This is a genomic window from Parendozoicomonas sp. 2304DJ65-17, from assembly GCF_058148445.1.
In genome coordinates this window covers 30,752-57,267 of sequence record NZ_JBYVJV010000009.1, presented here as the reverse complement: position 1 = coordinate 57,267, position 26,516 = coordinate 30,752, and the positions used below count along the sequence as shown (strand labels likewise).

Sequence of the window (26,516 nt, the reverse complement as noted above, 5' to 3'; positions counted from 1 at the left end):
CGTGACTATTTATCGATGGGGGGGAAAATAAGAGAGCTTCCGGTTTTTAAACGACGGAAGTTGTTCAGGCCGTTGGCTTTGGCAATCGACACCATGTAACGTGGATCCTGATAAATATCCCACACTTTATGGGGCAGGGTGTCGGAGGGAGTAACCTGGCGAATATGGGTCAGATCCGGTGAGTTCTTCCCTTGTTTCTTTTCCAGTGCTTTTTGAGACAGGCTTTCTACAAATGTACAGGTAACTTCTGCTTTGAGTGGCTGGCCGTCTGATCCAAAAACATTGTAATTAACATTCATGTCTTCCAGTACGCCATAAAATGCACCGGATTTACTGTCACCAATAGGCATTTCCCCCCACTTAATCAGAAGGTACCTTGGTTCATGAGTGCTCCCTTCCATGGAGTACATCATGTCAGTGAGCTCTTTCACCCAATCTTTCATGGGCATACTTTTACTGCCGGGTGGCAATGCTTTCGTGCCTGCAGTAAACGCAGCGATACCGTTGAATATGGTGGTATCGTGATAGAAGGTTGTGGTCAGCCTCGCGCTTTCTCCCCCTTCATAACTGCCGCTACCACTGATGGTGTTAATCGAATCGTCGGGTTTGAATTTATTAGCGAGTTTGAACTCAAGTGACTCTGCTTTGTAAGGCAGCTTCATTTCCTTTTTGCCGGCGCTGCGGTCAGCATCGGTATAACTTTCCAGCACCATGCTGGCTTCGCTGCCCAGCAGCGCTCCAAGAACACCCATAACTACCACCTCTTCGCATCAATTGCCCGTTCCAGAAGTTCAAGCACAACTGGTGGTGGGGTAGCGCCAGCTGCAGCTGGTGCCGGAGTTTTGCTCTTGGCCTGAGCAGGTTCCTTGCGAACCTTAGCGCTCACATTAAGCTGATCAATCTGGATAGGCATGTGCGGATTCTTTTGTGATGTGAAAGGACAAAAGCGGCAAGAAGTTTTCGATTTAATTTGCTATTGGAATGGGTACAGGAATCAACGAGGAATAGCTGTACTTCATAGTTTCAATCATGACATTGTTGTCTCCGCCGTTAAGCTCCCCCCAATCAAGCTCTGTTAAAAACGCTTCTCGTACAACCCAGGCGTGGAGTGGGTAGGGAATGTCTTTGTCGCTTAGCAGCACAACCAGAATATCGGTCTGCAGTAAACGGGAATCCCAAAATGCCTGTTCAAGAAGATGGGTCGCCTGCAGCGGGGTTGGTAGCCGGGGTAAACCACGTTCCAATACCAGTTCTTGGCGATCACGCGAGGGGTCGATCAAAAAATCATCCCGATCAGGATTGATCTTACGAGTGACTTTCAATCCAGAAATTTTCTGGAAACGCATATCCAGCGGCATAATTTGCGGCACCAGACCGGTCAACAGTACCGCTGCAAATCGGTAGCCTGGCAACGGTGGCAGACTGCCGGTGATGTAATCACCGGCGATATCAAGAACAGCCATTTAGGCGAACTCTAACTGAACATCGTCAGCACGCAGTTCCAGTGTTTCCACTGCAACGTCGTTTGAGCTGCCATCCAGAGTTGGCGCAGTCAGCTTGGTAGGGAAAGCTCCAAGTACTTTCCAGGTCACCAGCGGGTCACCACCTTCTTTGTCGATCAGGGAAATGGTCAGATCCTTTCGCTCACCGTAGTTGAGCTTGGTCTTGTTAATCCATTCCCATAGCTCTTTCTTACCGACCATAATGCCGCGCTTGAGGGTGATATTGGTGTCGGCTGCCATACCAGGCATGTGCTTCACACCAAGACCATCCTTGTAAGTAATGGCTTCGTATTCCACATCCAGGCCACTGACTTCTGAGAAAGTCATCGAGTCATCGTCGCCTAACGAGACGACAAAGCGGTAAGCGGGAAGAGGGTAGGCAGAGTCAAACGTTTCTTTGTCAGCCATGACAGGGCTCCATAAATTAAGAAGGCATCAGGAGGTCCTGATGCCTGAGAGATGAAGTAGAGATCAGCCGGAGATCGACTTATGAGAGAAGGTCAGTACGATAAATTCCGCCGGCCGCACCGCTGCCATACCGATTTCAATATTCATGATGCCGTTATTAATGTCGTCTTCCGTCATAGTCTGGCCCAGGCCCACGTTGACGAAGAATGCCTGATCGGCTGTTGCGCCAAACAGTGCGCCCTGTTTCCACAGAGTTTCCAGATAACTGCTGATCATGGTGCGCAGCTTCAGCCAGGTAAGCGGTACATTCGGTTCAAATACTGCAAAGGCAGTGGCCTTCTGAACTGACTCTTCCACCATATTGAACAGGCGACGAACAGGGACGTAGCGCCATTCGTTATCGTTACCCGCGAGCGTACGCGCGCCCCATACCAAGGTGCCTTTGCCGGTGAAGGAGCGGATAGCGTTAATGGATTTTCCGGATGTGGCATCAACGTTCATATCTGCCTGTTCATCATCCGTGATTTTGCGGGAAGGTTTGACGACACCAGATACTGCGACATTAGCTGGCGCTTTCCAGACACCACGATTGCCATCAACGCGGGAGTAAACACCAGCCATGGATGCCGCAGGCGGCAGGTGCATATAGTTGCTGCCAAGGACTGTACTCAGCATGGCGTGTGCTGGCGTACCTGCCAGGGAGGCCATGGTATCGTCACCTAGCATGACTTTGTTTTCATCGTAGCTGCGAGGAGTGGCTACAACCAGGTTGGGATAATAGGCAGCACCGTACAGGAGAGGGCCTGAAATATCCTTGCGCATGAGAGCTTGATCGGCACGCATAACAGAAGATTTTGCTGTGTCTGCATCGAGTGGGTCGAAAGTGTCGATGGTGTCTATGATCGTGAAGCGATCCTGGGTGTCTGCGCACTGTGCTAGTGCCATTTCACACAGTTTGTTATATGGGTTGGTTTTGGCATCTCCTTCACCGGAAGTCGCCATACGAGGTATACCATCAGACTGAACGATGAGGGTGACTTCATCCACCTGCTCAATGGCTTTCAGCGCCTTTTCGAACATGCTCTTTTCAGCATTGTCTTTTGCGCTGCCAGCTACAGCACCGTTAGCGTCCATGGCATCCGCGTAGCTGCCAACACTAACTACGTAACAAGCACCGCCACCATTGGCAAAGAACTGAGCAAGCATGTGATAGAGAATAAAGTCGGCCAGTGAAGCCGGCTTCTTGGCTGGGTCTGGCTTTACCGCGACCAGCACTTCACTTGAATCGCCGGTTTCTTTATCAACGACTGTTTCTGTTTCCCTGACGAAGTGAAAAGCTTCACCGTAAGGGCCGCCAAACCACTGGGCATACTCCACCATGGAAGTGATGCGCATTGGCTTGTTGACCAGAGATTTATCACCTGCATAGGTGGCGATTTCTGTTCGGCCAATAAAGGCAGGGATAGCTGTTGCCACTTCGGCAACAGAAGGTGGAAAAATTGATTTTTCCTGAACATAAACGTTCGGTGTTTTGTACTGGGGCATGATCGGTATCCTTGGTTCATGCACACACTGAGCGGCCGTTTCCCGACATAAACGCCAGGAAACGGATGCAGGTCAGTAAGTGTTAAAAAGAGGGAATGGGGATGAGGGGATCAAGCGAACTCAAGCTGCACATCGTCGGCACGCAGTTCCAGGGTTTCAACAGCTACATCATTTGAGCTGCCGTCCAGGGTTGGCGCAGTGAGCTTGGTTGGGAAAGCACCCAGTACTTTCCAGGTAACCAGCGGGTCGCCGCCTTCCTTGTCGATCAGGGAAATGGTCAGATCTTTACGTTCACCATAATTAAGCTTGGTTTTATTAATCCATTCCCACAGCTCTTTTTTACCAACCATGATGCCGCGCTTCAGGGTGATATTGGTATCGGCTGCCATACCTGGCATATGTTTCACGCCAAGACCGTCTTTGTAGGTAATGGCTTCGTATTCCACATCGAGACCACTGACTTCTGAGAAAGTCATCGAGTCATCATCACCAAGTGATACGACAAAGCGGTAAGCGGGAAGGGGATAAGCAGAATCAAATGTTTCTTTATCAGCCATGATCGTTCTCCGTAACGAATGAAGGTATCAGCGAAGGCCAATACCTGAAAAAGGTGGGTTAACCAGAAATGGATTTATGAGAGAAAGTCAGCACAATGAACTCAGCCGGGCGAACTGCCGCCATGCCAATCTCAATATTCATAATGCCGTTGTTAATGTCATCTTCCGTCATGGTTTGACCCAGCCCCACGTTCACAAAGAACGCTTGATCGGCTGTAGCACCAAACAGGGCACCCTGCTTCCACAGGCTTTCCAGATAACTGCTGATCATGGTACGCAGCTTCAACCAGGTGAGTGGTGTGTTTGGTTCGAAAACTGCAAAGGCGGTTGCTTTCTGAACGGACTCTTCCACCATATTGAACAGGCGACGAACCGGTACATAACGCCATTCATTGTCGTTACCTGCCAGCGTCCGTGCGCCCCATACCAGTGTGCCCTTGCCGGTGAAGGCTCGGATAGCATTTACAGACTTACCAGAGTCATGCACGTTCATCATTTCCTGCTGACTGTTGGTGATGGCTCGAACAGGGCCAATCACGCCAGACACAGCAACGTTTGCAGGAGCTTTCCACACACCACGGTTACCATCGACCCGTGAGTAGATACCAGCCATGGATGCAGCGGGTGGCAATGTCATGCGGTTGACAGCAAGCGCACTTTTCAGAATGGCATGTTGTGCACGACCGGCTATATCGGTCATCTGTTTCGTGAATTCAACGTCTGCGGTGTCCGTTGCGATACCATCGCTGTTCACAGCTGTGACTTTCTTACCGATTACTTTCAGCGAAACATCAGCTTCATTGAAATAGCGTGGCGCATTTACTTCGAGATAAGGGTAATAAGCCGCACCATATTTCAGATCCTGGCTGACCTTATCTCTCATATTCGCAAGGTCTGCTCTGTAAGAGTTATTAATAGCATTGTCAGGATCGTTAGGATTATCAGAATCCAGAACGTCAATAATGGTGAAACGATCCTGGGTTTTGCGGCACTGATTCAGGGCAGTATTGCAAAGGTCATAGTAATCATTGTCAGACAAACGCTTTGCAGCATCTGACAGAACCAAAAGAGTAGCTTCATCAACTTTGGCAATTTCATCCAGAGCTGTTTCAAACCAGGCTTTTTCAGAATCATTGCCTGTTGGCTCTTCTGAATAATCACCTATGCTGACCACATAACAGGCACCACCACCATTGGCAAAAAACTGTTCCAGCATGGGGTAAAGTAAATGTTCTGCCAGAGGGGACAGATAACCCACAACTGTACCGGCGTTGTCCTTAGTGGATGTTACCAGATCAACACCAGTAACCTGATTCAGGAGAAACTCCTGGATATCTGCATCTGTTAAGGGAGTGTCATCGGCGTGCGTTAATGGTGCAGGTTCCTGCACAGGATGAGCCTGGTATGTAAACCCTTCTGTATCTGGCCCACCGAACATGCTGGCGAACTCCACCATAGAAGTAATACGCTGAGGAATATTCTTTAAATCACCCGAAATCTGTGTGCGGCCAATAAAGGCTGGAATAGCCGTAGCCACTTCTGCAACAGAAGGGGGAAAAATAGACTTTTCCTGAACATACACGTTCGGCGTTTTGTATTGAGGCATGACCTTTTCCTGATTGTTACTCATGCCACCCGTTACCCATTGGCATCCCCTTGCTGGTCTGTCAAGGGGATGCCAATACGCACGTTGTGGCATAACTGAAATGTAAGAACCCGAAATGCAAAAGCCGCCCCCTCAGTGCCTTGCGGGGAACAGGGCACTGAGAGTACAACCGGCTTTCTATCCAGGGAACGGATGTATCACTGGGAGGGGTGATACGGCATAACCGAGAGGAAGGAGGTTTCGGCCATGCTAGATAATTTATAGAAAATAACTGGGGTCTTAGACAATAGCTGAGCCAGTATAGTTACACGGAGTGTGAAGGAGACAGTTGTCGTTATTTAGTTAAATGCAATACAAACAACAGTTTACAAAGAAATGGTTGATAGGATTACTAATAATCAATATATGTCTCAGAATGTGAAGAGTTTTACAGTGGCACTGATCTGTCCGTATTACTAATGGCGTAGCCTGTAAAGAGAGAATTAACGGAGCAGTGTAGTGCAAGTAATTACAGTATGTGGACAGAGAAAAGTGGCAATGACAGAATAATAACGCCCTAATATAACTGTTTTAATAAGCTACGAAACAATGACAGTAGTCCTCATGATCATAACAAGAAGAGCTGTGGATATTATTTAATGTTTGCTTGGAGTTTTCTGGAATAAATCTGTCAAGAGCTCAGTTGTGTGCTCTGTTGCAATAGCATGGGTTTATCTAACGCTTCAGCAGCATACCACAGTGTAAATAAGGTCAATAAGGAAGTGACATGAACCAAGCAGCAATGCAGCAGAATGATACTCTCGCTCTCAATAACGCTCTTTCTGCAATGGAGAGTACCGCCTTTAATTATGGGATGCGTTTTATACCCGATGCTGCAGTTAGAGGAGAATACAACAGTAGAGCCAAAGCTCTTTCTGCCGAAATTAGAAATCATGTTGCTTCTGGAAAGCTGACAGCTGCACAAGGTGCCAAGCAAGCATCTGAGATGCGTAATGTGCTGATGGATGCAATGAGAGGCAAGTCCTCAGAAATTGGCTTGGCCTATGCGGAGAGTTTGAAAAAACATGGCAAGGCTCTTCCACAGTTAGAGAATCATTATGCGAAGCAGTTGTTTGGTCGATCGTTTGAATCTCTTAGTGACATCCAGAAAAACAAAGTTTGGAAGGAGATAGTCTTTGCATCCGGTAGACCCCAGCTTAGAGCGAATAAAATAGCCAAGATTGTTGGTGTAGCTGGAAAAGGCCTTATTGCTCTTACTATTACCATATCGGTTTACAACATTGTTACTGCGGAAGATAAAACTATGGCTACAGCCAGAGAAGGTGCAGTTATCGGTGGCGGTTTACTGGGATCAGTAGCAGGTGGAGCTACAGCCGGTTTAGCGTGTGGGCCAGGAGCTCCAGTGTGCGTTGGAATAGGTATTTTTGTTGGTGGAGTTATGTTTGCAATAGGGGCAGAAATGGCTTTTGAGGCCTTCTGGAATTAATTATGAATACCAGATCCTTTATTGCCAGTATCGCTATGCTCGCCATTTTTACAGTGTTTTTGTACTGGCTCTACGCGATTGGAAAAATTACATTAGCGGGTATAGGAGTTGTAGTGCTGGCTGGCATAATTTTTGTAAGCTTGACTCATACACTCTACAAGAAAATGTGGAATGAAGAGAATGACTGATATTTAGAGCGAAAAAATGGACTACTGAGTACTTCTGAGAGTGTTTAGATATAAAGAAACACAGAAATTATAGGCCTGTCTCCTAGAAAATAGGGGGAGGATGATCAGGGAGAAATATGTATTTATCGTTTGGTTGAGCCTGCTATAGGGACAAGGAAGCATAGAAGGTTCCCGAAGGCTATTGAAAGTCAAAATAGGAGATGATCACTCATATTATTGAGTTGATTTTTTTTGATTTTTATGAAGGTTGCGTTTCGTAGGTGCATTTAATTTGCAAGTGTATAACAACCTATGGAGGGAATATTTGTTAACTAGTAAAGTGTGAGCTGGTTAGGTTGGATTTACTACCTTTAGGTTATGAAGTAAGCGCTTTATAGTCATATGAACAGTTTTTGGCAGTAATGTGAATAAATTATGATCAATATTAGATGGTGCTGACATGGCTAGCGGAAAGTTACTTAGGCAGTTAATTCGGTCTGGTGTTGATGGAGATGATGCAAATTTTAGGCGTATATCTGAAGCGCTTATCGCTGAGGAGCGACAAAAACATCATAATCTTTTAGCTAATGATCTAGAAAAAATTCTATATGGTTCAGACCCTCTGCAGAGTTCTAACAATGTTGCGCAGATAAATTTAAAGCAGAGTGTGCCTGTTGACAAAGAACGAGGGCTGCCCCTTCTTGAGCTCAAAGAGCCAGTTAGAGGGCTCGAAGAAGTCGTTCTAGGAAAGACGAATAAAGAGTCAATAAAAAGAATTTTAAAAGAATATAACCGTGAAGAGATCTTAAGAAGTTGGGGAATGCGGCCTGTAGAAAGAGTTCTATTCTTCGGTCCACCAGGTTGTGGGAAGACTGTTAGTGCAGAAGTACTAGCTTTTGAGCTAAATAGGCCTTTATGCATTGTTAGGCTTGATAGTGTTGTATCTTCATATTTAGGTGAGACGTCATCAAACCTTAGAAAAGTATTTGAGTTTATTCAGTCGTCTCCTGTTGTTGTGCTTTTTGATGAGTTTGATGCATTAGGTAAAGAACGATCTGACGTCGCAGAGCATGGAGAGCTAAAACGGGTTGTAAATACTTTCTTGCAAATGTTGGATGGGTTTGTTGGTAAGAGCTTGATTGTAGCAGCTACTAATCATGAGAATATATTAGATACAGCTATTTGGAGAAGGTTTGAAGAAGCTTTAGAGTTTGATTATCCGACAATTCAGCAAATTAAAAGCCTCTTGGAAATCAAGCTTAGAGGTGTTCGCCGAGAATTCGAATTGGAAAGGGCACTTTTAGATTTGTTTAAAGGTTTATCCCATGCAGATATTGAGAGAGTTTTGAGAAGGTCAATAAAAGATATGCTATTGGATGGCGGAGAGTTTTTGAAAGTTGAACATATAAAAATTTCTTTAAGCAACGAAAAAGCAAGAAAGAAGAGATTGTCTAATCCTTCAAAAAAAATGGTTGTTAGATAATAAATCTAACCATGGAGAAAGGAGTTATCGCTGTGGCTAGAAACCACCTTACTTTCGAGAGAGAACAACTTATAAATAATAAAAGGCCCAAGTCTGGGTTCCCTGGTGGTAAGACTCTCGATGATCCATCGGGCCACGCGCAAAAAATGCTGCACTCGTTTTCAGGAGCTAAGGCAGCGGCAAAGAAACAAGACCAAGGTTTTGATGGCCGCTTACTATTCAAAGTTGAAATCGATGACTTTGAAGGAGGGAATCTTTCATCAATCCCTGGAGTCGAGATTATTAGCCAGGAAGATAAAGGTGTTTTTTTAGTATTTAGCACAGAAGAAGCACTAGAAGAGTTTGAGGCAAGACTAACTACACTAGCAGATGGCGGTAAGCCCACTAGAAAGTCGTTATTAGAGGCTCTTAACGGCTTTGATGCATTCACCGAAAAAGATCGTACAGGTTGGGCTCTTGGGTACTATGGGGTGCCAGAATCAGATTTGTTTAATGTTGATGTGGAGCTTTGGCCGCTAGGTCACGCAGCTGAACGCACAGCTTTGGTTAGCGCTTTTGAAGAGTGGCTCGAAAAGAATGATATAGCTAAGCTCGATCGTGTTTTCAATGCATCTATCGTACTATTTCGCTTATGTGTAAACCCTTCCCAGCTTGAAAAACTATTGAATCACCGTGATGTGCGATTGGTTGATCTCCCCCCTAAAGTTAAGCTTGACCTCTCCCTACTTCATAAAGATATTCAAGATATTCCTGAAGTCCCCGCACCTCCGGAAAATGCTCCAAGTATCGTAGTATTGGATACAGGCTTGACGAGTGCTCACCCCTTGTTGAAGTCTGCTGTTGGTGACTCACAAAGCTTTTTGGACGGTAAAGGGAGCGATGACGAAAATGGTCATGGAACTATGGTGGCCGGCAAAGCTCTTTATGGTGACGTGGCTTCTAGAATAGAAGCAGGTCAATTCATTCCAGAGTTAAAACTCTTCAGTGGACGCATTTTAGATGAGAATTGTGAATCCAACACTAAACTCATAGAGAGTCAGGTTGAAGAGGCTGTTAGGTACTTTGTAGAACATTATGGCTGCAAAATTTTTAACCTATCTTATGGGGATAGTAATAAACCATACAAAAGTGGGAGAGTCCGTGGTTTAGCTGTAGTTCTTGATTTGTTATCACGGGAATTGAATGTTTTATTCGTCGTGCCAACAGGTAATTTTTCCTCACAAGATACCCCATTGTCTTGGATGCAATCTTATCCAGATTCGTTAGTTGATAATGTGCTTATTGATCCTGCTCCTTCAATTAATAGTGTTACTGTTGGGTCATTGGCACGCTATGATATGACATTTAATTCAGCTCGATATCAAAGTGACCCAGCAGAGAAGAGTTTTGCAGCGATTAATCAGCCATCACCATTTTCTAGGAGTGGACCAGGTATAAAGGGTTCCATAAAACCCGAATTTGTTGCTTATGGTGGCAATTATGCAGTTGATACAAGAAGTGGCAACTTGATTAAAAATTTACTAGGCGAAATTTCTTTTTGCAAAGACTTTGCTTCAGGTCGAATGATGGCATAAGATGTTGGGACATCTTATGCTGCTCCTTATATTGCTAACTTAGCCGCGCGTATTCTGTCTGTGTACCCTACTGCTAATGTGAACCAGATTAGAGCACTTTTGGCTGCGCACACTGTTTTTCCATCTGAAATTGAAACGCTATTCCCCAATAATAAAGATGCTCCCTTGATGCTTGCAGGGTATGGTATTATTGACGAAGAGGCACTGTTTAAGTCTCTTGATGATGTTTCTATCCTCGCTCAAGGGAAACTCAATAATAAGTCCCACCATTTTTATGAAGTGCCAATTCCTAAAGAGTTTTGGGAAGGTGGTAAACGTCTTAGACAGGTTTCCGTATCACTGGCTCATACGCCAATGGTAAAAACCACACGCCTTGATTACAAGACTACGCGGATTGGGTTTCAGTTAGTGAAAGCTAATTCCTTGGATGAAATTTCAGCGTATTTTAGTGATAACCCTATTATTGATGGAAGAAAAAGTGAGCACACTACTGGTAGAAGTGTCAGCCTTCAGAAACGTAGCCTTGGCACCCTACAAGCCTCAACGTGGGACTTTAAGCAGGTAAATGCCAGAGAGAGGCTTAAGAAGTTTTTTATTGTGGTGACTCGACATGATCATACATGGGCAGAGTCCACTTTGGCTGATCAGGAGTCTTATTCACTAGTTGTGAATTTACGTGATAAAGAAAATGCAAATGCCGAATTGACACATCAGGTTGAAGCAATCCTACAAGGAAGAGTAAGGACTAGGGTATGACCAGAATATAAGCCGTGACAGGTATATGGGGGCTTCTATTTCCAGATATGGGAGCCCTTGTCTCATCAGATAAACTCTCCTTTGGTATAGCGTAGTTTTCCGGGATCACCTTGGTAACGCATGCAGAAAATAAAGAATCATCGAGATAAGCCTTTCTCGCTTTAGGCTTTCGCACAAGCGAAGCGGTCTACTTTTTGACATGGATTCGCAGTGGGCTCATAGCAAGCTGCGGGGAGTTTCACCTTTGGAGAGTAAACTACATGATATGGCCACATAACTTGTTGCGTAGCCTGCATAATAGTTTGTGCGGGAATTAACCTGATTCAAAAACGTTTATGGCTGTATCAACCAGTTATATAGTAAGCGCCGAACTTTCCATGTAAGCAGATTGTTATGCAGCAGTATCTGGATATCCTCAACAAAGCAGTTGGCGAATGGGTAAAAGAGCCAAGGCCTGCTTCCCGACTTGTGGCAGCAAAGGATCTGGCAGCAAACCTTGATGTGTCTTTAAGCGAACATGGGGCCAGCATTGAAGAAATTGAGGCTGCAGTAAAGGCCTATCTCCAACATAACCCTGATGTTTCCCAGCCAGATTTTTTCAAACTGCTGTACTCCGGCCAGAATGATCCAGCACTTTTGGGTGACTGGGTTGCCGCATTGAGTAATGCAACCATGCATACCTACCAGGTAGGGCCAGTTGCTACGTTGATGGAGCTGGAACTTATTAAACAATGGAATGCACTGGTTGGATTCGATGACGGGGAAGGCGTGATGGTTCCCGGGGCCAGCCAGGCAAATCTTATTGGCATGATGCTGGCGCGTCACAAGGCTGTTCCAGAATATAAAACCAAAGGTCCGCAGGGGCAGACACTGGTCGCCTATGTTTCTGATCAGGCTCATTATTCAGCAGAAAAGGCGGTGAATGTTCTTGGCCTGGGTACAGATAATCTGATTGCTGTAGCCAGTGATGACGCTGGCAGTATGTGTCCTGACGCTCTTGATAAAGCAATACAGGACAGCCTCCAGCGTGGGCATAAACCTTTTTACGTGGGCTTAACTGCAGGCACAACAGTAACGGGTGCGTTTGACCCTGTTGAAGAGTGTGCCGCTGTGGCCCGTCGATATAATCTCTGGCTTCATATTGATGGAGCCTGGGGCGCACCGGTTCTATTTTCTGAAAATTACCGTCATTTGTTAGCTGGCAGTGACCTTGCAGATTCTGTTGCCTGGGATGCACACAAACTGATGAATGTGCCCATTACTGCCGCAGTAATTCTCGTGAAACAGCCTGGAATGTTACAGGCATGCTGTTCTGGGGGCGGCGGTGAGTATCTGTTTCACAAAGATGAAAATTCTGACTTTAATCTCGGTGAGCGCTCTATCCAATGTGGACGCAGGGCAGACTCATTAAAAGTCTGGTTAAGTTGGAAGGCTATTGGTAGCAGTGGATTTGCCCGGAAAGTCGATTACCTGCAAAAGCTTAAGAGTTATTGCGTCAATGAAGTACATCAGAGCGATGAGTTGAATCTGCTTGCTCCTGCCAGTTATCTCAACGTGCTATTCAGATATGAGCCTGAGAATGAACTGTCTGAACAGAATCTGCGTTCTCTCAATATCGATATTTGCCATCAGTTGCGGTCGCAGGGAAAGGGGTATGTTGATTACGCGCGTTATAAGGGAAGAACAGGAATACGTCTGATTCTGGCCAATGATCGTGCGACAGAACAAGATATAGATCGCCTATTAGAAGATATTACCCGCGCAGGGCGTGAGTCATCTGCAAGGTAACCTGAGCACCAGAGTCGGCATGCGTGTTGATTTACAGTTTATGACTGCAACCAAGGCTTTTATATTTCATGAGTATCAACATAACCATCACCTCAGATTTTATCTGCCCCTGGTGTTATATCGGTGAGGCGAGGCTGGCTGCAGCGATCGCCATGCTGCCTGCAAACATTGATGTGTCAGTCAGCTGGCAACCTTATGAATTAAACCCAACCATGCCTGAAGAGGGTATCGACAGAAAGTCCTACAGAACTCAAAAGTTTGGGAGCTGGGCTTACAGCCAGGTACTGGATCAGCAAACCAGGGATGCGGCTCAGGGTGATAATCTCGTTTTTAATTACGAAAAGATAACACGGACTCCCAACAGTTTTTCCGCTCATCGCTTGAACTGGCTGGCTGCCAGACATGGAAAACAACAGGAAGTTGCTCACTCTATTCTTGCGGCATATTTCACTGAAGGGTGGGATATAGGAAATCCAGAAACACTGGTTCGCATTGCTGAAAGTTGCGGCATGAATCCTGACGAAGTGGCATGTTTCTTAGCAGGTGATGAAGGCAGAAAGGAAGTTAGAGAGCAGATAAATAAAGCTTTTGAGAGTGGAGTTCAGGGTGTGCCTCAATACACTATTGAAGGTTTTATCATTTCTGGCGCGCAGTCATCTCTAGACATCCGGAATGCGATAGTTCGTATACATGAGCATAAGGTTTACGAGAAAACCAAAGCCCAAAACTAACAAGGCTGTCAGTTCCACCGAATAAACACTATAGAAGACTGTCTCACTAAGCTTACCAACCTTAGTGGGCGTATTCTCATGGCAACACCTCTTAAAGCTCCAGCTTATCTCCAAGTTTCACCGTTAATGGGCTCCAGCCATAAGAAATCTGATGGAACGGAAGTGTCTGGAGTTTCCACATTTCTTGATGTATTGCCGCTGGCAACAGAGACATTGCCATACTACTTCCAAGCTTTATCTATTCAAGGCAAGAAAGTTCTTGATCGCTCGGTGAAAGAAACCTGTTGTTCCAGCTATCTTGAAAAACGCAAGGATGAGTTGGCGCTGGAGTGTCAGTCCAAAGAAAACCACACGGCTTTCAATACTTTGTTTGAGCACTTGCCCAGATTTTGCAAATTCAGGGAATGTTTCACTTCTGACCTTAATACGTTGAAGAGCAACGAAACTTACAAACTTATGGGTAAACAAAACCATTACCACTATGGGATTAAGATGTCAGAGGGAACGTGTGACCTCCGCTTCCGGATCTCAGTTGCCCATACTTCGAAAGACCCTGAACATCACATTGTTGCGATGATGGCAGCACCAGTTTTGCCGCAGGAGATCGATTTCCTTCTTTCGCGATGTAAAGAGTTTCATAACGAAGTTACCCTCGTTACCACAAAACAGGGATTAAGCCTGCAAGTTGAGTTCCCAGCAGGGGAAGAGCAAGGGAGCCTGGTATCACAACTGGAAGTCTGTCAGAACATGTTAAAAGAGGTTGATCGATTAACGAGTATCCAGGCAAAAGAAAGGAAGCAATGTTTCTTACAGGCCTACAATACTAAATTCCCGCAACATGTTTATTCTGATAATTCAGCGTTACTTTTGCCTGTGGAATCAAACCCACACTCACCGCTATTTATGAGGGTGGTTGCAGCAATAACAGAAGAGGGTAAAACACGAATCAGGCTGGAAATTGCACTGGTTACCAAGGCGCAATTTGAAGAGTCCAGAGGAGTTCGGGATCTTATTGATCACTGGCAATCTGAACATAACATGCCACCACTGAAAATAGTGAAAACAGAGAGTGAGCCTACGGTGTCAGCCGTTGTTTATAACGAAGTTCATGACAGGCCGGGTGAGTTTATGGACGGAATAAAAGTACTACAGGCAGGTCTGGAAGAATTTTATCGGGAACTCTCACGGTTGGATTTATCTTAGATTGACCTTCCATGTAGAGGAACCAGGAGATTACCGTTCCCACTCTTGCATCACCATATGAGTCACGACTTTAGCGTTTGGGGGTAACTCCTGGTCAACGTGCTGCAAAATGTCGTGCACCCGCTGCATAGTTGCAGATTCAACATACACCAACAGATCAACAGAGCCGCTGATGCCACGGCAGTACTTTACTTCGGGGTACGCCAGTAACAGCTGTACCAGAGGTTTACACTTGTAGCCTCCGTTGCTGATCTCGAAATAGGCTTTGAATAAGTCATTGTTGTCTGCTTCAACCGCCGTCAGTACCTGATAGCCAAGTATTTCGCCCCGATCTTCCATCCGCTTTATACGTTCGGAAACAGCATTACGAGACAAATTAACCTGCTCAGCAATCGCCGATATGCTCTGACGGGCATTGATCTGTAGAGCAGTGATTATTTTTTTATCAAAACTATCCATTACCAACACTGCCTGTTTGCCAATCTGAGCGAGCAAAACGTCGGGAAAAAAAGCAAACTGCAGCTTATAGCTTTGGAATGCCGACGGCTTGCCTTGCACATCATCTTTAAAATTGAGTTTTTGAGAATGAGACGCAGGATGGCAAGGCTAAATCAAACAATCACTCGCTGGCAAGGTATGGGTTTAATTGCCACAACCCTGCTGGGAACAGGCGTCTTTATCCTGCCACAGTTCACGATCACTCGTGCAGGCGAGATGGCTGTTGATGTCTGGGTTTTGCTGTTGATGGCTATTCTGCCACTGGCGTATATTTTCGCAGAGCTTGGTCGCAGATTTCCTCATGCTGGTGGGCCAGCTTATTTCGTTGAAAAGGCTTTTGGCCGAGCGGCCGGGCAAACAACAGGGTTACTGTTTCTCTTTGCGGTTCCTCCAGGCATTGCGGCCGCTTTAATTATGGCTTTTGAGTTTCTGCGGCCTCTGATCACTCTCACACCTCTGCAAATCCTGATAACTGAGCTTCTGGTTATGGGAGGATTGTTCTTTATCAATCGTAAAGGTTTACAGCTGTCAGGAAAAATCCAGCTTGTGCTGACACTGGCGATTCTATCCGTTGTGGTTTTGATGTTAGTTGCAGCATTTACGAACGACGTGAGTCAGAGCGCACCAGCTTTGCCTTTGATAACCGATTCATCTGCAGGTTTTATGGCGGCTATAGGGCTGGCGATTTGGAGTTTTCTGGGCATTGAGGCACTTACTCACCTTGCCGCAGAGTTTAAAGATGTGAAGCGTGACTTTATACCAGCAACTCTTGGTGGTGTTGTTCTGGTTGGAGCGATTTACATAGGCTGTACCTGGTTATCATTTCTGGCCCCGGAGCATGATCTGGCGATGGTTGGTGCATTCCAAGTGGTGCTTGGTGATGCCCTTGGCAATTCCGGACGTTGGATTATCGGCACACTAGGCCTGATCAGTGGGCTGGCGACCATTAATGTGTATCTGGCCAGTGTTTCTCGACTGGCATGGAGCTTTAGTGAGGAAGGAGTTCTGCCACCAAAGTTGAAATCCCTGAACAACCATCATGCACCAGAGAAGGCCCTGATTGTTTTTGTCATTATCACCGGATTGATATTAATACTGAGTTATTTTGCTCGACTAGATTTTGCTGCACTTGCCCATTGGGTGAATGGGGCGTTTGTAATGATCTATAGCGTTTCTATGCTCGCGGCCTGGAAGCTGTTATCACGGAAATACCGGCCAGCCATTCTGCTTGGGCTGTGTGCCTGCAGTTTATTCATTTATAGCCTGGGCGAGGCAATGCTATATGCGCTGTTACTGGCGGTTTTCAGTGGAGGAATAATTCTTCTGAAACGCCGTAGTGCTGTGGCTAGCTTCTAGAGGCGCTTTGCATCTATTGTTTGATTGGTGACGTATATGTCGTACTCACTAACTCGAGCATCCACAACGATGAAAAAAGTTTTTATAGCTCCAGTTGCTCTAACCAGCTTATTGATGTTTTTTCATGTCAGTGCGTCTGAAGTTGCGCTCAATACATCAGAGATAGATAAACTGCTGTCTGGCAACAGCATTGCGGGTGTGCACTACCAGAAGAAAACGGTGCAATATTTTTCTAAATCCGGGCTCACACTTTGGATGAGTGAAGGAGATGCTTTACCAGCAGAAGGGCAGTGGAAAGCAGAAGACAACCAGTACTGCTCAGACTTTGGAAACGGTTGGGGCTGTTACAAAGTTGTAAACGATAAGGGACAGGGAATTTATTATTTTCGCAAAGATGAATTCCGTGCTCCCTTTATTGTGAAAGAAGGTTATACATTTAGTTTTTGAAACCCCGTTTAAAGTCTTTCCCCGAATACCACATGGTTTTCGGGGATAAGACATCCCGAACACAAGAAGTGCTTAGGCTCTTATTTAGCTCCATTTTGCATGCCTGTGGAACACACCTGATCGCCGTAATAGTTATTACGAAAGTTACAGCTTGCCGCTTTTGCTTCTTGTTGCTGTGGACGTCTTTGCTTGTCTTCACTTACTGTTTTTTTGTTACCAGTCATGTTTTTTCTCCTCTTGATACAACTCTATGGTATGCACTTGCCTTCGCAAGGATAAGTTGATTGTTTCTTATTCTTTTATAGGAAAAATCTATTGATTGCAGGGAGGTATTCCTCCGGCTCACTGTGAGCCAGAGGAATAGTGCCGATCAGATCAAGGTTTTCTGATGAGAGCCTTTCCTGATGACTTGCAAACCGAAGGCAATAGCCAGGAAGGTGAGTAATGCTATGAGGTAAGCAGCAATCACAAGTTTTACTTGAGCATTTTCTTTCTGCTGTTGAGAGAACTCTTCCTGAGACAACTCAATGGCCTGATCCAGAATCTTATCGCCACGACTATTAATCGTTCTGCTCAGGTATTTATTCGTTACATCCTGTTCACGCAGAATAACCGCAGTGTGATCCGTCAGACGCAGCAGTTGAGGACGCATACTTTCTGAGAGTTGTTGCTCAAAAGGTGTTAGTTCCTGAAGGGAGAGCTTGAGATTCACTTTCACCACCTGCGCATTTGTCAGGCTGTACTCCAGAAGGTTGGCTTTCATTAAGTGAAGTATTTCAGAGTCAGTCTGCAAAAGGGCTTTGTTGAGTGATGTCCGCAGATCTTCTGCTGCTAAAGGTGCATAGCGCTGGGAGTTACGCAAAACAGAATTATGGGATTTGAAGTTTTCAATCATGTCGTACCGGGTTTCCCAGGATTCCTTATAGGAAGCCAGAAGCCCGGCAAGCTGTGAGTGTCCTTGCTCATCCAGTACAGCTTGGATCTCCATAACCTCGCTTACAACATCTTCTGCATCTCTCACTTTAAAAGAGAGCTGGTCATAATTTTTATCCAGGTTATAGCGAGCACGCAAAGCCAGCTCATCAATCTCGCCATTGAGATTCTTCAGGGCATGCAGCTTGTTAAGAAGATCTGTGTAATCGAATGGTGTTTGCAGCTGGAGGTACAGTACTGGCGCACTAGCAATAATGAAGACGGCTAACAACAAGGCTTTAATTTTCATTGTTGGGCCTCCAGTGCTGGCAATTCATCTTTGTACTCTCCTGCCAGTGAGTGCAGGAAAGAGATAATGTCATCACGATCCTGCTGCGGAACAGGTCGGCCAAGCTGGAACTCAATCATGACATCAACAGCCTCTTCCAGTGTTTCTACGGAACCATCGTGGAAGTAAGGAGGAGTCAGGCTGACCATGCGTAAGCTTGGAACTTTAAAAACATATTTGTCCCATTCATTGCCAGTAACACGGTAACGACCAAGGTCATCGTTGTTCTGGTTGCTTTCTCTTAAGTTGATATCTTTAAGAACGCCAAACTTCTGGAACATGTTGCCGCCAACATTCTTGCCCTGATGACAGCTCGAACAGCCGTAGGATTTGAACAGGTCGTATCCCCGTTTCTGCTGAGTTGTAATTGCCTGATCATCTCCCTTTAGATACCGGTCAAATGGTGCATTCACCGTTACCAGCGTTTTTTCAAACTCCGCAATTGCATCGGTCACATTGTTTCGGGAGACACCTCCATAAAGGGTTTCAAAGGCCTGCTTATAATGGGCATCTTCAACAAGCGTGTCAGCAATATCTTCCCAGTCAAACTTCATAACCATTTCGCTGCCGATAGCCATATCAGCCTGCTGAGCGAGTGTTTTGGCCCGGCCATCCCAGAGCTGTCGGAAATTAAAAGCGGAATTGAACACTGTTGGAGAGTTACGTGTTCCCAGTGTCCCATGAGCACCGGCAGAGAGTGGTTTATTATCAGCACCGCCACCACTCAAGTCATGGCAGGATGCACAGGACGTACTGTTATCTATAGATAACCTTGTATCGTTAAATAAACGTTTCCCCAGAACAGCTTTTTCCATATCGATACCCTGATACTTTTCAAGTGGCTGGATGGGCTCATCATCCAGGTTCAAGGCATAGACTGAGTGTGAGACTGCGGCAGAGAGCAGAGGGATAGCCAGAGTATGTATAACAAACCGATGTCGCCGGTTTCTGGTACATTTGAGAGAACTTAGTAACTTCACTGTTTCCACAACTTCTTTTTTATAATTTTCGGCAGAGCCGGGGGCATCAAATGCTCAGTGTTTGATGCAACCTGTGCACTGATCATGAGAATATACGAACCTAAGCGTCTTTAGATTCAGCGGATTGAAGATGGGCTTTTAATGAGGTGGAATACCCGGAGTTTTATTGCTCGGAAGAGACGTTCCCTGCCGGATTTTATTCATCTGTTAGAAGTATTGCGATGCGAAGGATATTGAGCAGGATATTTGGGTGATCTGAAACCGCTCAAATAGACATAAGAGCAATACACCTTAACTTACTCTATGCCAATCACTTTTTGCAGTTCCCTAACCATCTGGGGAAAAGGTGCAGGGCCGGCAACTGTGCCCACTGCATAGTAGGTAGAATCTGAATGATTCATCCAGTCTCTCAGAGCTGCATTCATACTGTCTTTAAGAGACTGGCTCCCACTTGTGACAGAAATCACTTCTGCCCCCAGCAGTTTCATTTTCTGCACGTTGGCACTTTGCCGGTGGTAATCTCGTGCTCCCATATAAATTACGCAACTCAGCTTTAGTAAGGCGCATGCTGTCGCCAGGGCTGCGCCATGCTGTCCGGCTCCAGTTTCGGCAATAACTCTGTTTTTACCCAGAAACCTGGCAAGTAAAGCCTGACCAATACAGTTGTTGATTTTGGGGGAGCCGGTATGGTTCAGATCTTCACGTTTGAAGTAAACTCTGGCTCCCCCCAAATCCTGACTCAGGGATTCGGCGAAATACAAAGGTGATGGCCGGCCTACATAATCCCGATGCAACCTGGCATGTTGCTCTCTGAACTGTGCATTTTTAAATGCCTGTTCGAACCCCATACTGATTTCCGACAAACATTTTTCAGGGGTTCAGCAACATAACTGCTCCCGAATTCTCCAAAGCGCTCTGTCGCCATGAATTTAACTTCCGTATTAAATAATGAACTTGTAGCCCAGAGAGCCCATGAGCAGAACCATTGAGACTGAAAGGGTGGTACGTACCATTTTTGGGCCATATTTCAGGGCAGAACCACTTCCTACATGGTTTCCCAGAAGGTTCATGAGAACCAGAGGAATAGCCAGCATATAGAGCACTTTACCGGAGATCATGAAGGCAATCAGTGCTCCGATGTTAGAAGAAAAATTGAACAGCTTTGATGTTGCAGAGGCCGCTATCAGGTCGAAGCGTAGCAAGTAATGCAGTGCCAGAATCAGAAAGCTTCCTGTTCCTGGGCCAAAAAAACCATCGTAAAAACCAATAACAAACACCGCCACAGGTACACCAAGGTACAAGGTGAGGGGTTTGATGTCATGTTGGTTGGGAGCTGTTTCTTTCTTGGGAATGAAAGAGAGAATTATGCCCACTGGCAGCATGGCAAGAATGATTTTTCCCACCGTGTCCTGATCGAAATGCAGAATAGCCTCTGCACCAATATATGAACCTATTAAGCCAGCAGGTATGCCCGTGGCTACTGCTCCCCATACCACCTTCTTGTTTTTAATAAAGTTGCGGATAGCTGCCAGTGTGCCCAGAGTGCTGACAATTTTTTCCTGAGCCAGGGCTACTTGCGGGGGTAAGCCTGCGAGGATGAATGATGGCACCAGAATCAGTCCGCCTCCACCGGCAACACTGTCGATGAAACCTGCTGCAAAGGCAGACAGCATGAGTGCGGACACTATCCAAAGAGTCATCTCTGGTCCGAAAAAATCCATGATGAGTTATTCCTTTCAAGTAACGGGGAAATATTTTCCAAAACCGTTTTAAAAAAATTCAAAGGGTGAATGAGTGCATGCATTTCGTGACTCATTCACCGGCAGGTTTTCTGTTCAGACGCTGGTGACAGGTTTTGCAACTTGCGCTGTTTTCCGGTGTGATTCGATAAGAACAGAAGTGTCCATACGGCCCTTGCCTTGTTCCTGAAGGCCAGCGTATCTGATGTCGACATTCCGGACTAAAGGCAGATCAAGGTGATGCTTCTGAGCTTCCTCAAGGCAAATACCCAGATCTTTACGCATCCAGTCAATAGCAAAGCCAAAGTCGTATTGTCTTTTGGCCATGGTCGCAGCCCTGTTATTCATCTGCCAGGAGCCAGCAGCACCTGAACTCAGGGTCTTAGCGACCTGCTCTACATCCAGTTGTGATTTTTCTGCCAGAAGAATGGCTTCACTCAGCCCCTGGAGAACACCAGCAATACAGATCTGGTTAACCATCTTGCAGCGCTGGCCTTGCCCGTGCCCACCAAGGCGCTGGATCTGGCCGGCATAGCAGCTTATGACTGGTGTTATACGTTCAAAAACCTGAGGTTCGCCGCCACACATAACGGTTAAGCACCCTTTTTCGGCTCCTGCCTGACCACCTGAAACGGGAGCGTCGATAAAATCGACGGACTGTATTTGGCAGGCATTCGCCAGTTCCATGGCAAGTTCTGCGGATGTTGTCGTATGATCAACAAGAATTGCGCCTTCCTTTAATCCAGCCAAAACGCCCGTATTGCCATATACGACACTGCGCACATCCTCATCATTCCCAACACATAAAAAAGCTATATCTGCCTCTTTTACAGCTTCAGCGGGTGTTAAAGCGACATTACCTTTGTACTCACTCTGCCATTGTTTGGTTTTCTGTAGAGTCCTGTTGTAAACAGTTGTTGGTAATGTGCTCTGAAGGTGCCCAGCCATGGGGTAACCCATAACACCCAGGCCAATAAATGCAGCCTTTTTAATTGTCATATGTCACTCCTTGTTGTGGTGATTAATCCAATCCAATGTGTGGTGTGTCCTCAGAGGCAGGAACAACATGTCGAAAAAGATTGCCATTATTTTCATTTTGATAGGCAACCGGTTCCAGGCCGGCCAGATGGTAGATTCCAATATGCATGGCTATGGCTATGGCTAAAGGCAATATGTCGGGATCAAGATAACCATGGTAAGGCGTTGGCGGGAGTGCTGAATCAATGGGGCACCCGCGAATGATAAGTGCAGTACGATGATAGCTTTTAGGGAATCCTTTCAGCTCAGTGAGGATGTTTTCTGGCAGAGCTTGTTTGATTCGGGCAGATATCCAGCTCTTTGCTTCCAGCCAGTCCACATCCGATTTGCAGTCCAGTCTGGACAGCCTTTTTCTCAGAACATCATACACGTCATAGGACAGATGAATTTCCTGAATCTGTGCCATGTCATCCTGACGCTGTAATACTGGCTCGTACATTTCCTAATACAACCTGATTATGATTTTTATTAATGGCATGTTCGCTGTTTCGCGAGCGATTGGAGCTTACTCCTCACAAATGACATATGTCAATAATGTGGAATGACATATGTTGAGTTTATCAATGATTGGTGGTGAATGTCTTGTGTGGCATAATCAAATTCATACAGTTACAGAGTTGTTCCCATTTGAGATGAGTACACCTAAATATTTGGAAATTGCGTCAACCATAAGCGCCAAAATTGAAGACGGTGAATATCCTCAGGGCAGCAAGCTGCCTCCGCAGAGAGTGTTGGCAGATGAACTTGGAACAACCCCTGCTACTGTAGCTAAAGCGTACAATCTTTTAGCTGAGCAGGGTCAGATAGAGTCTTTTGTAGGGCGCGGCAGCTTTGTCTGTCATGAAAGGGCGCTTGGTCGGGTGATCTGTCCGGAAGCCACGAGTAATGAAATCAATTTCTCTATCCTACAACCTTGCTTTGACATAGATCATTTGCAGGTATTGAACTATCACGTTCATTCGGCCTGTACTGCAACGAATACATCAGAGCTCCATAGTTATGCGGAATCCACGGGGTTATGGGTGCATAGGGAAGCGGGAGCCGCATGGACTCAATCTTTTGGGTTAGAGGTTAGTAGTCCGGAGGATGTGTTACTGGCTAACGGGGCTCAACATGCACTCTCAACACTGGTTCAGCTTTATACGTCGCCAGGTGATTCGGTAGCCGTTGAAGCACAAACATACCCTGGAATTTTGTCGATTCTTGATTTTTTAGGGCGTAAGGCTGTTGGAATCCAAATGGACGAGGAAGGAATGCTTCCCGAAGCATTGAATGAGGCTTGTACTGACCATTCGGTTAAAATGGTTATTCTTGTTCCTTCTCACCAGAATCCCACAGGTACTACTATGCCAGAGCCTCGTCGGGAGGCGATTGCTCATGTTATTGAAAAGCATGTGATATGGCTGTTGGAAGATGACATCTATGGTTTTTTGAATCAGGATACCATCCCTCCCCTGACGAATCTGATCCCAGATCTGGGGTTCTATATTAACAGCTTGTCAAAAGCCATTAGTCCAGGGTTACGTTGTGCTTATATAAAAGCACCTCAGGCACAAACCAGACATTTGGCAAACTTCATCAGAACGTCTATCTGGCTGGCTCCTCCTCTGGTTTTTTCAGCTGCCACCTCAATGATTGAAAGTGCCGATGCTTTTCGGTTAGCAGAGAGGCAGCGCAAGATTGCCGCGCAAAGGCAAGAAATAGCGCGAGAAATACTGCCAAATCCCGAAACATTTAAAAACACGGGCAGTTATCACATCTGGCTTCCACTGCCTGAACACTGGAGCTCTGAAGAATTCGAACTATCTGCTAAAAAGCAGCAACTACTCGTAAGTAGCTCAAGTTATTTTAATGCGACCAGCCAACCATTAAACTCGGTCAGACTCTCTGTTATGGCAGAAGCAAGTGAGCATAGATACAAAGATGGGCTTAATGCACTTGCGCTTCTGCTTAAACAGAAACAATACAAACATATCCATTTTTAATCTCCAAGGGTCTAATTCCCCGCAGCTTGCTGCGTTTTCACTGCGAAGCAGCGGTAAAGATTAGACCCTGTAAAAAATACCTCGCTATGTTGGTCTTGTCAGGCAGCCAATAATATGTTGTTGTCAGTTCTGAGAAGTACATGAATCAGTAGTATTTGTGTGCTCGTTGTATGTTGTGCACCAAAAAATAAAAACAGGGCAAAGTGCCTAGAGCAACATCAGAGATAATAACAATGCATACACGTTTATTACGGCAAGGGTTATCAACCCTTGTTGCTATTCTGTTCTGTACAAATTTGCTGGCCGATGAGCTGGCAGATTTCAAAAATTCCCGCACTTATAAAATTCTGCAGTACCAGGAATCAATTACCGAGTATCTACCGTTTTATAAGCTTGAAAAACTGCGCACACACAATTCCTTTAACTCTCAGGAATACCGTGTTGATGGCATCGAATATGCCGATCCTCAGCAGGACTACACACTAGTAGGCCAGCTTAATATGGGCGTGCGGCAGCTTAATTTGGATGTACACAATGTGAATGGAACGTTAAGGCTTTGCCACTGGAGCGCTGACGACCAGCACCGCTTGTGCAGCAGTAACGACCGGCTTTTCAAAGATGGAATGAATGAAATTGTTACCTGGCTTCGTAAACCGGAAAACCGTGAGGAAGTTGTACTGGTTGAGTTTCAGGATGAAATGGATGAGCGCTATGGTGATGCTCTACCTGTTTTGAAAAACTTCAGTGAGATCATTCTTCGTCCTGAGAGTTGTGGTCAGAAATTCTCTGAGTCTTTAACGAAAAACGATATTCTTGCTGCCGGTAAACAGCTGATCATCAGCCTTGGTGGCGGAAATCATTGTTCCTCATCCAACAGTACACGTCGGGAGTGGGGAAGCTTCGGATTCTCGCAGAGTAAACCTTCAGGAGGTCCCGGAGGGTTAACTGGTACAGTCTGGAACGACGATTACACTCCGTATCCAACTTGCGTGTTTGGCAGCACCGGACCGGACCGGTTACAGAAAGCAAAAGCCTGGGTTTCTGAAGATCGTACCAACTTTGCCAAGGTGTTCCTTTCTGAGCGGCAGGTCAGTGGTGAAAAAGTTCGCCACCTTACAGATTGTGGCCTGGGTTTCCAGTTTGATTCTATTGATGTGAACGATGGACGTTTACAGGATGTTATATGGAGCTGGGCTTCTGGTGAACCTAATAACAGCAGCAATAATGAACACTGCGCTCAACTGACAACCAATTGGGGGCTGAATAACCGTATGAACGACAGCAACTGTGCAAATTCAGCACCTTATGCCTGTCGTAATCTTATTAATGGCAGCTGGCAGATCACTTCTCAGCAAGGCCCTTGGAAAGATGGCTTTGCAGCATGTCGTGAAGAGTTTGGTGCTCAGCACAGCTTCTCACTGCCTTATGATGGCTGGCAGATGAGACAATTACAGGATGCAAAAACAGCAGAGAACAAGCCTTCTGTATGGATTGCATACACTGATGCACAGCGTGAAGGGGAGTGGTTGCCTGCTGATAATGCAACAGTATTCTGGAAACAGCCATTTGCAAAAACGCGCTGGAACAGTGGGGAGCCCAATAACAGTGGCGGTAATGAAGACTGCGCCGTTATTCGTGAAGACGGGCGTTTAAACGATACCGAGTGTAATCGCAGTTACCCTGCAGCATGTGAAATAAGTCCTGGGCTGTGGAGCCTGACTCAACCTGTCAGCTGGAACCAGGCTGGAGCGGCCTGTGCGGCCATCTCTGGTAAGTTTGTTATGCCGGCCAGCAGTGTTGATATGGATGCACTTCATAGTATCAGTGCAGGCACTCGAGCATGGTTGAACTACAACGATATCAGCCAGGAAGGAAAGTGGCTGGCCAATGCTGTACTGCCAACTCGCCTGGCATCAGTTCCGGTTGAAACCGGGTTCTTTCGGTTAAAGAATGATGAGAATTACTGCCTGGATGTAGAAGGTGGTGACAGTAAAGTTCAGAAGGGCAGAGATGTAGAACAGTATTCTTGCCATGGCAATCGTAACCCTAAGAGCCAGCTCTGGCGGCATTACCCGGATGGAACTATTCGCCCCTATCTGAACACCGGGTTATGTCTGGATGCGGAAGGTGGCAAAACTTCTGAAGGTACAGACCTGATGCTATGGAGCTGCCATGGTGGCAGCAACCAGAAGTGGCTGAATGGCAGCTATAACTCTCTGCGGCTGGCTAAATCACCAGGAATGGCAATGTCGGTCAGTATGGAGAAATTTGGAAAAGGGCGGGATTTACAGTTAGAACACTATAATCGCAAAGCGGATAAACGCTGGCATTGGGATTATGACCAGTAATTATTGAGCAATTCAAAGTGGCGTTATCTGCCTGAATACTTCAGGCAGATAACGAGAT

At 45.9% G+C, this 26,516-nt stretch carries 25 protein-coding genes and 1 pseudogene; 11 read left to right on the top strand and 15 right to left on the bottom strand.

Features of this window, described 5'->3' with window-relative positions; translation table 11 throughout:
- Positions 1-5: 5 nt before the first annotated feature.
- The 7 genes from ACY2RR_RS19220 to ACY2RR_RS19190 form a co-directional block, all read right to left on the bottom strand.
- Entirely contained in the window at positions 6-752 is a 747-nt protein-coding gene (locus tag ACY2RR_RS19220) for a CIS tube protein (protein ID WP_490109798.1), read from the bottom strand.
- 2 nt (positions 753-754) lie between these two features.
- A complete protein-coding gene (locus ACY2RR_RS19215; protein WP_490109797.1) occupies positions 755-913 on the bottom strand; it encodes a hypothetical protein in 159 nt (52 codons plus the stop codon).
- A 52-nt stretch (positions 914-965) separates the two neighbouring features.
- Positions 966-1,463, bottom strand: coding sequence for a hypothetical protein (locus tag ACY2RR_RS19210; RefSeq protein WP_490109796.1), 498 nt, complete (start codon positions 1,461-1,463; stop codon positions 966-968).
- On the bottom strand, positions 1,464-1,910 hold the full coding sequence (locus ACY2RR_RS19205) for a phage tail protein (protein WP_490109794.1): 447 nt from the start codon (positions 1,908-1,910) through the stop codon (positions 1,464-1,466).
- Between the two features lie 63 nt (positions 1,911-1,973).
- Positions 1,974-3,455, bottom strand: coding sequence for a phage tail sheath family protein (locus ACY2RR_RS19200; protein ID WP_490109795.1), 1,482 nt, complete (start codon positions 3,453-3,455; stop codon positions 1,974-1,976).
- A gap of 110 nt (positions 3,456-3,565) precedes the next feature.
- A complete protein-coding gene (locus ACY2RR_RS19195) occupies positions 3,566-4,012 on the bottom strand; it encodes a phage tail protein (RefSeq protein WP_490109794.1) in 447 nt (148 codons plus the stop codon).
- Between the two features lie 58 nt (positions 4,013-4,070).
- Positions 4,071-5,618 carry a phage tail sheath family protein gene (locus ACY2RR_RS19190; RefSeq protein WP_490109793.1) on the bottom strand — a complete coding sequence of 516 codons (1,548 nt, stop codon included), beginning with the start codon at positions 5,616-5,618 and terminating at the stop codon, positions 4,071-4,073.
- A gap of 766 nt (positions 5,619-6,384) precedes the next feature.
- Here ACY2RR_RS19190 and ACY2RR_RS19185 point away from each other — a divergent pair.
- From ACY2RR_RS19185 to ACY2RR_RS19155, 7 genes and pseudogenes are all read left to right on the top strand, one after another.
- A complete protein-coding gene (locus ACY2RR_RS19185; protein ID WP_490109792.1) occupies positions 6,385-7,104 on the top strand; it encodes a hypothetical protein in 720 nt (239 codons plus the stop codon).
- Between the two features lie 2 nt (positions 7,105-7,106).
- Positions 7,107-7,292, top strand: a complete 186-nt coding sequence (locus ACY2RR_RS19180; protein ID WP_490109791.1) for a hypothetical protein — start codon at positions 7,107-7,109, stop codon at positions 7,290-7,292.
- 439 nt (positions 7,293-7,731) lie between these two features.
- Positions 7,732-8,754 carry an AAA family ATPase gene (locus ACY2RR_RS19175; RefSeq protein ID WP_490109790.1) on the top strand — a complete coding sequence of 341 codons (1,023 nt, stop codon included), beginning with the start codon at positions 7,732-7,734 and terminating at the stop codon, positions 8,752-8,754.
- 11 nt (positions 8,755-8,765) lie between these two features.
- Positions 8,766-11,084: pseudogene (locus tag ACY2RR_RS19170) on the top strand (S8 family peptidase).
- A gap of 393 nt (positions 11,085-11,477) precedes the next feature.
- Entirely contained in the window at positions 11,478-12,872 is a 1,395-nt protein-coding gene (locus tag ACY2RR_RS19165) for a pyridoxal phosphate-dependent decarboxylase family protein (RefSeq protein WP_490109789.1), read from the top strand.
- 68 nt (positions 12,873-12,940) lie between these two features.
- Positions 12,941-13,603 carry a DsbA family oxidoreductase gene (locus ACY2RR_RS19160; protein WP_490109788.1) on the top strand — a complete coding sequence of 221 codons (663 nt, stop codon included), beginning with the start codon at positions 12,941-12,943 and terminating at the stop codon, positions 13,601-13,603.
- Between the two features lie 78 nt (positions 13,604-13,681).
- Positions 13,682-14,806 carry a hypothetical protein gene (locus tag ACY2RR_RS19155; RefSeq protein ID WP_490109787.1) on the top strand — a complete coding sequence of 375 codons (1,125 nt, stop codon included), beginning with the start codon at positions 13,682-13,684 and terminating at the stop codon, positions 14,804-14,806.
- A 30-nt stretch (positions 14,807-14,836) separates the two neighbouring features.
- On the opposite strand, the gene ACY2RR_RS19150 is transcribed toward ACY2RR_RS19155, so the two are convergent.
- Entirely contained in the window at positions 14,837-15,265 is a 429-nt protein-coding gene (locus ACY2RR_RS19150) for an Lrp/AsnC family transcriptional regulator (protein ID WP_490109786.1), read from the bottom strand.
- A 138-nt stretch (positions 15,266-15,403) separates the two neighbouring features.
- Between ACY2RR_RS19150 and yjeH the strand changes: the two genes are divergently transcribed.
- Complete coding sequence (gene yjeH, locus ACY2RR_RS19145; protein ID WP_490109785.1) at positions 15,404-16,660, top strand: L-methionine/branched-chain amino acid transporter; 1,257 nt, start codon at positions 15,404-15,406, stop codon at positions 16,658-16,660.
- A gap of 69 nt (positions 16,661-16,729) precedes the next feature.
- Complete coding sequence (locus tag ACY2RR_RS19140) at positions 16,730-17,107, top strand: hypothetical protein (RefSeq protein WP_490109784.1); 378 nt, start codon at positions 16,730-16,732, stop codon at positions 17,105-17,107.
- A gap of 80 nt (positions 17,108-17,187) precedes the next feature.
- Here ACY2RR_RS19140 and ACY2RR_RS19135 read toward each other — a convergent pair whose 3' ends face one another.
- The 7 genes from ACY2RR_RS19135 to ACY2RR_RS19105 all read right to left on the bottom strand — a co-directional run bounded on the left by ACY2RR_RS19135 (position 17,188) and on the right by ACY2RR_RS19105 (position 22,564).
- Positions 17,188-17,331, bottom strand: coding sequence for a hypothetical protein (locus ACY2RR_RS19135; protein WP_490109783.1), 144 nt, complete (start codon positions 17,329-17,331; stop codon positions 17,188-17,190).
- 146 nt (positions 17,332-17,477) lie between these two features.
- On the bottom strand, positions 17,478-18,329 hold the full coding sequence (locus ACY2RR_RS19130) for a DAHL domain-containing protein (protein WP_490109782.1): 852 nt from the start codon (positions 18,327-18,329) through the stop codon (positions 17,478-17,480).
- Positions 18,326-19,348, bottom strand: a complete 1,023-nt coding sequence (locus ACY2RR_RS19125) for a cytochrome-c peroxidase (RefSeq protein WP_490109781.1) — start codon at positions 19,346-19,348, stop codon at positions 18,326-18,328. Before ACY2RR_RS19125 ends, ACY2RR_RS19130 begins: the two co-directional genes overlap by 4 nt.
- 296 nt (positions 19,349-19,644) lie before the next feature.
- Positions 19,645-20,196, bottom strand: a complete 552-nt coding sequence (locus tag ACY2RR_RS19120) for a pyridoxal-phosphate dependent enzyme (RefSeq protein ID WP_490109780.1) — start codon at positions 20,194-20,196, stop codon at positions 19,645-19,647.
- Between the two features lie 93 nt (positions 20,197-20,289).
- Positions 20,290-21,069 carry a sulfite exporter TauE/SafE family protein gene (locus ACY2RR_RS19115; RefSeq protein WP_490109779.1) on the bottom strand — a complete coding sequence of 260 codons (780 nt, stop codon included), beginning with the start codon at positions 21,067-21,069 and terminating at the stop codon, positions 20,290-20,292.
- Between the two features lie 114 nt (positions 21,070-21,183).
- Positions 21,184-22,086, bottom strand: a complete 903-nt coding sequence (locus ACY2RR_RS19110; RefSeq protein ID WP_490109778.1) for an NAD(P)-dependent oxidoreductase — start codon at positions 22,084-22,086, stop codon at positions 21,184-21,186.
- A 22-nt stretch (positions 22,087-22,108) separates the two neighbouring features.
- Positions 22,109-22,564, bottom strand: a complete 456-nt coding sequence (locus ACY2RR_RS19105) for a hypothetical protein (RefSeq protein WP_490109777.1) — start codon at positions 22,562-22,564, stop codon at positions 22,109-22,111.
- Positions 22,565-22,673: 109 nt separating this feature from the next.
- Between ACY2RR_RS19105 and ACY2RR_RS19100 the strand changes: the two genes are divergently transcribed.
- Both ACY2RR_RS19100 and ACY2RR_RS19095 read left to right on the top strand, forming a co-directional pair.
- Complete coding sequence (locus ACY2RR_RS19100) at positions 22,674-24,110, top strand: aminotransferase-like domain-containing protein (protein WP_490109776.1); 1,437 nt, start codon at positions 22,674-22,676, stop codon at positions 24,108-24,110.
- Positions 24,111-24,343: 233 nt separating this feature from the next.
- The gene (locus ACY2RR_RS19095; RefSeq protein ID WP_490109775.1) at positions 24,344-26,458 is read left to right on the top strand and encodes a ricin-type beta-trefoil lectin domain protein; all 2,115 of its coding nucleotides are present in this window, start codon (positions 24,344-24,346) and stop codon (positions 26,456-26,458) included.
- The last annotated feature ends 58 nt before the right edge of the window (positions 26,459-26,516 follow it).

Excerpts from the sequence above, each read along its gene's own strand:
- ACY2RR_RS19220 (WP_490109798.1), bottom strand. The coding sequence starts at position 752 with ATGGGTGTTCTTGGAGCGCTGCTGGGCAGCGAAGCCAGCATGGTGCTG.
- ACY2RR_RS19215 (WP_490109797.1), bottom strand. The coding sequence starts at position 913 with ATGCCTATCCAGATTGATCAGCTTAATGTGAGCGCTAAGGTTCGCAAG.
- ACY2RR_RS19210 (WP_490109796.1), bottom strand. The coding sequence starts at position 1,463 with ATGGCTGTTCTTGATATCGCCGGTGATTACATCACCGGCAGTCTGCCA.
- ACY2RR_RS19205 (WP_490109794.1), bottom strand. The coding sequence starts at position 1,910 with ATGGCTGACAAAGAAACGTTTGACTCTGCCTACCCTCTTCCCGCTTAC.
- ACY2RR_RS19200 (WP_490109795.1), bottom strand. The coding sequence starts at position 3,455 with ATGCCCCAGTACAAAACACCGAACGTTTATGTTCAGGAAAAATCAATT.
- ACY2RR_RS19195 (WP_490109794.1), bottom strand. The coding sequence starts at position 4,012 with ATGGCTGATAAAGAAACATTTGATTCTGCTTATCCCCTTCCCGCTTAC.
- ACY2RR_RS19190 (WP_490109793.1), bottom strand. The coding sequence starts at position 5,618 with ATGCCTCAATACAAAACGCCGAACGTGTATGTTCAGGAAAAGTCTATT.
- ACY2RR_RS19185 (WP_490109792.1), top strand. The coding sequence starts at position 6,385 with ATGAACCAAGCAGCAATGCAGCAGAATGATACTCTCGCTCTCAATAAC.
- ACY2RR_RS19180 (WP_490109791.1), top strand. The coding sequence starts at position 7,107 with ATGAATACCAGATCCTTTATTGCCAGTATCGCTATGCTCGCCATTTTT.
- ACY2RR_RS19175 (WP_490109790.1), top strand. The coding sequence starts at position 7,732 with ATGGCTAGCGGAAAGTTACTTAGGCAGTTAATTCGGTCTGGTGTTGAT.
- ACY2RR_RS19165 (WP_490109789.1), top strand. The coding sequence starts at position 11,478 with ATGCAGCAGTATCTGGATATCCTCAACAAAGCAGTTGGCGAATGGGTA.
- ACY2RR_RS19160 (WP_490109788.1), top strand. The coding sequence starts at position 12,941 with ATGAGTATCAACATAACCATCACCTCAGATTTTATCTGCCCCTGGTGT.
- ACY2RR_RS19155 (WP_490109787.1), top strand. The coding sequence starts at position 13,682 with ATGGCAACACCTCTTAAAGCTCCAGCTTATCTCCAAGTTTCACCGTTA.
- ACY2RR_RS19150 (WP_490109786.1), bottom strand. The coding sequence starts at position 15,265 with ATGGATAGTTTTGATAAAAAAATAATCACTGCTCTACAGATCAATGCC.
- yjeH (WP_490109785.1), top strand. The coding sequence starts at position 15,404 with ATGGCAAGGCTAAATCAAACAATCACTCGCTGGCAAGGTATGGGTTTA.
- ACY2RR_RS19140 (WP_490109784.1), top strand. The coding sequence starts at position 16,730 with ATGAAAAAAGTTTTTATAGCTCCAGTTGCTCTAACCAGCTTATTGATG.
- ACY2RR_RS19135 (WP_490109783.1), bottom strand. The coding sequence starts at position 17,331 with ATGACTGGTAACAAAAAAACAGTAAGTGAAGACAAGCAAAGACGTCCA.
- ACY2RR_RS19130 (WP_490109782.1), bottom strand. The coding sequence starts at position 18,329 with ATGAAAATTAAAGCCTTGTTGTTAGCCGTCTTCATTATTGCTAGTGCG.
- ACY2RR_RS19120 (WP_490109780.1), bottom strand. The coding sequence starts at position 20,196 with ATGGGGTTCGAACAGGCATTTAAAAATGCACAGTTCAGAGAGCAACAT.
- ACY2RR_RS19115 (WP_490109779.1), bottom strand. The coding sequence starts at position 21,069 with ATGGATTTTTTCGGACCAGAGATGACTCTTTGGATAGTGTCCGCACTC.
- ACY2RR_RS19110 (WP_490109778.1), bottom strand. The coding sequence starts at position 22,086 with ATGACAATTAAAAAGGCTGCATTTATTGGCCTGGGTGTTATGGGTTAC.
- ACY2RR_RS19105 (WP_490109777.1), bottom strand. The coding sequence starts at position 22,564 with ATGTACGAGCCAGTATTACAGCGTCAGGATGACATGGCACAGATTCAG.
- ACY2RR_RS19100 (WP_490109776.1), top strand. The coding sequence starts at position 22,674 with ATGTTGAGTTTATCAATGATTGGTGGTGAATGTCTTGTGTGGCATAAT.
- ACY2RR_RS19095 (WP_490109775.1), top strand. The coding sequence starts at position 24,344 with ATGCATACACGTTTATTACGGCAAGGGTTATCAACCCTTGTTGCTATT.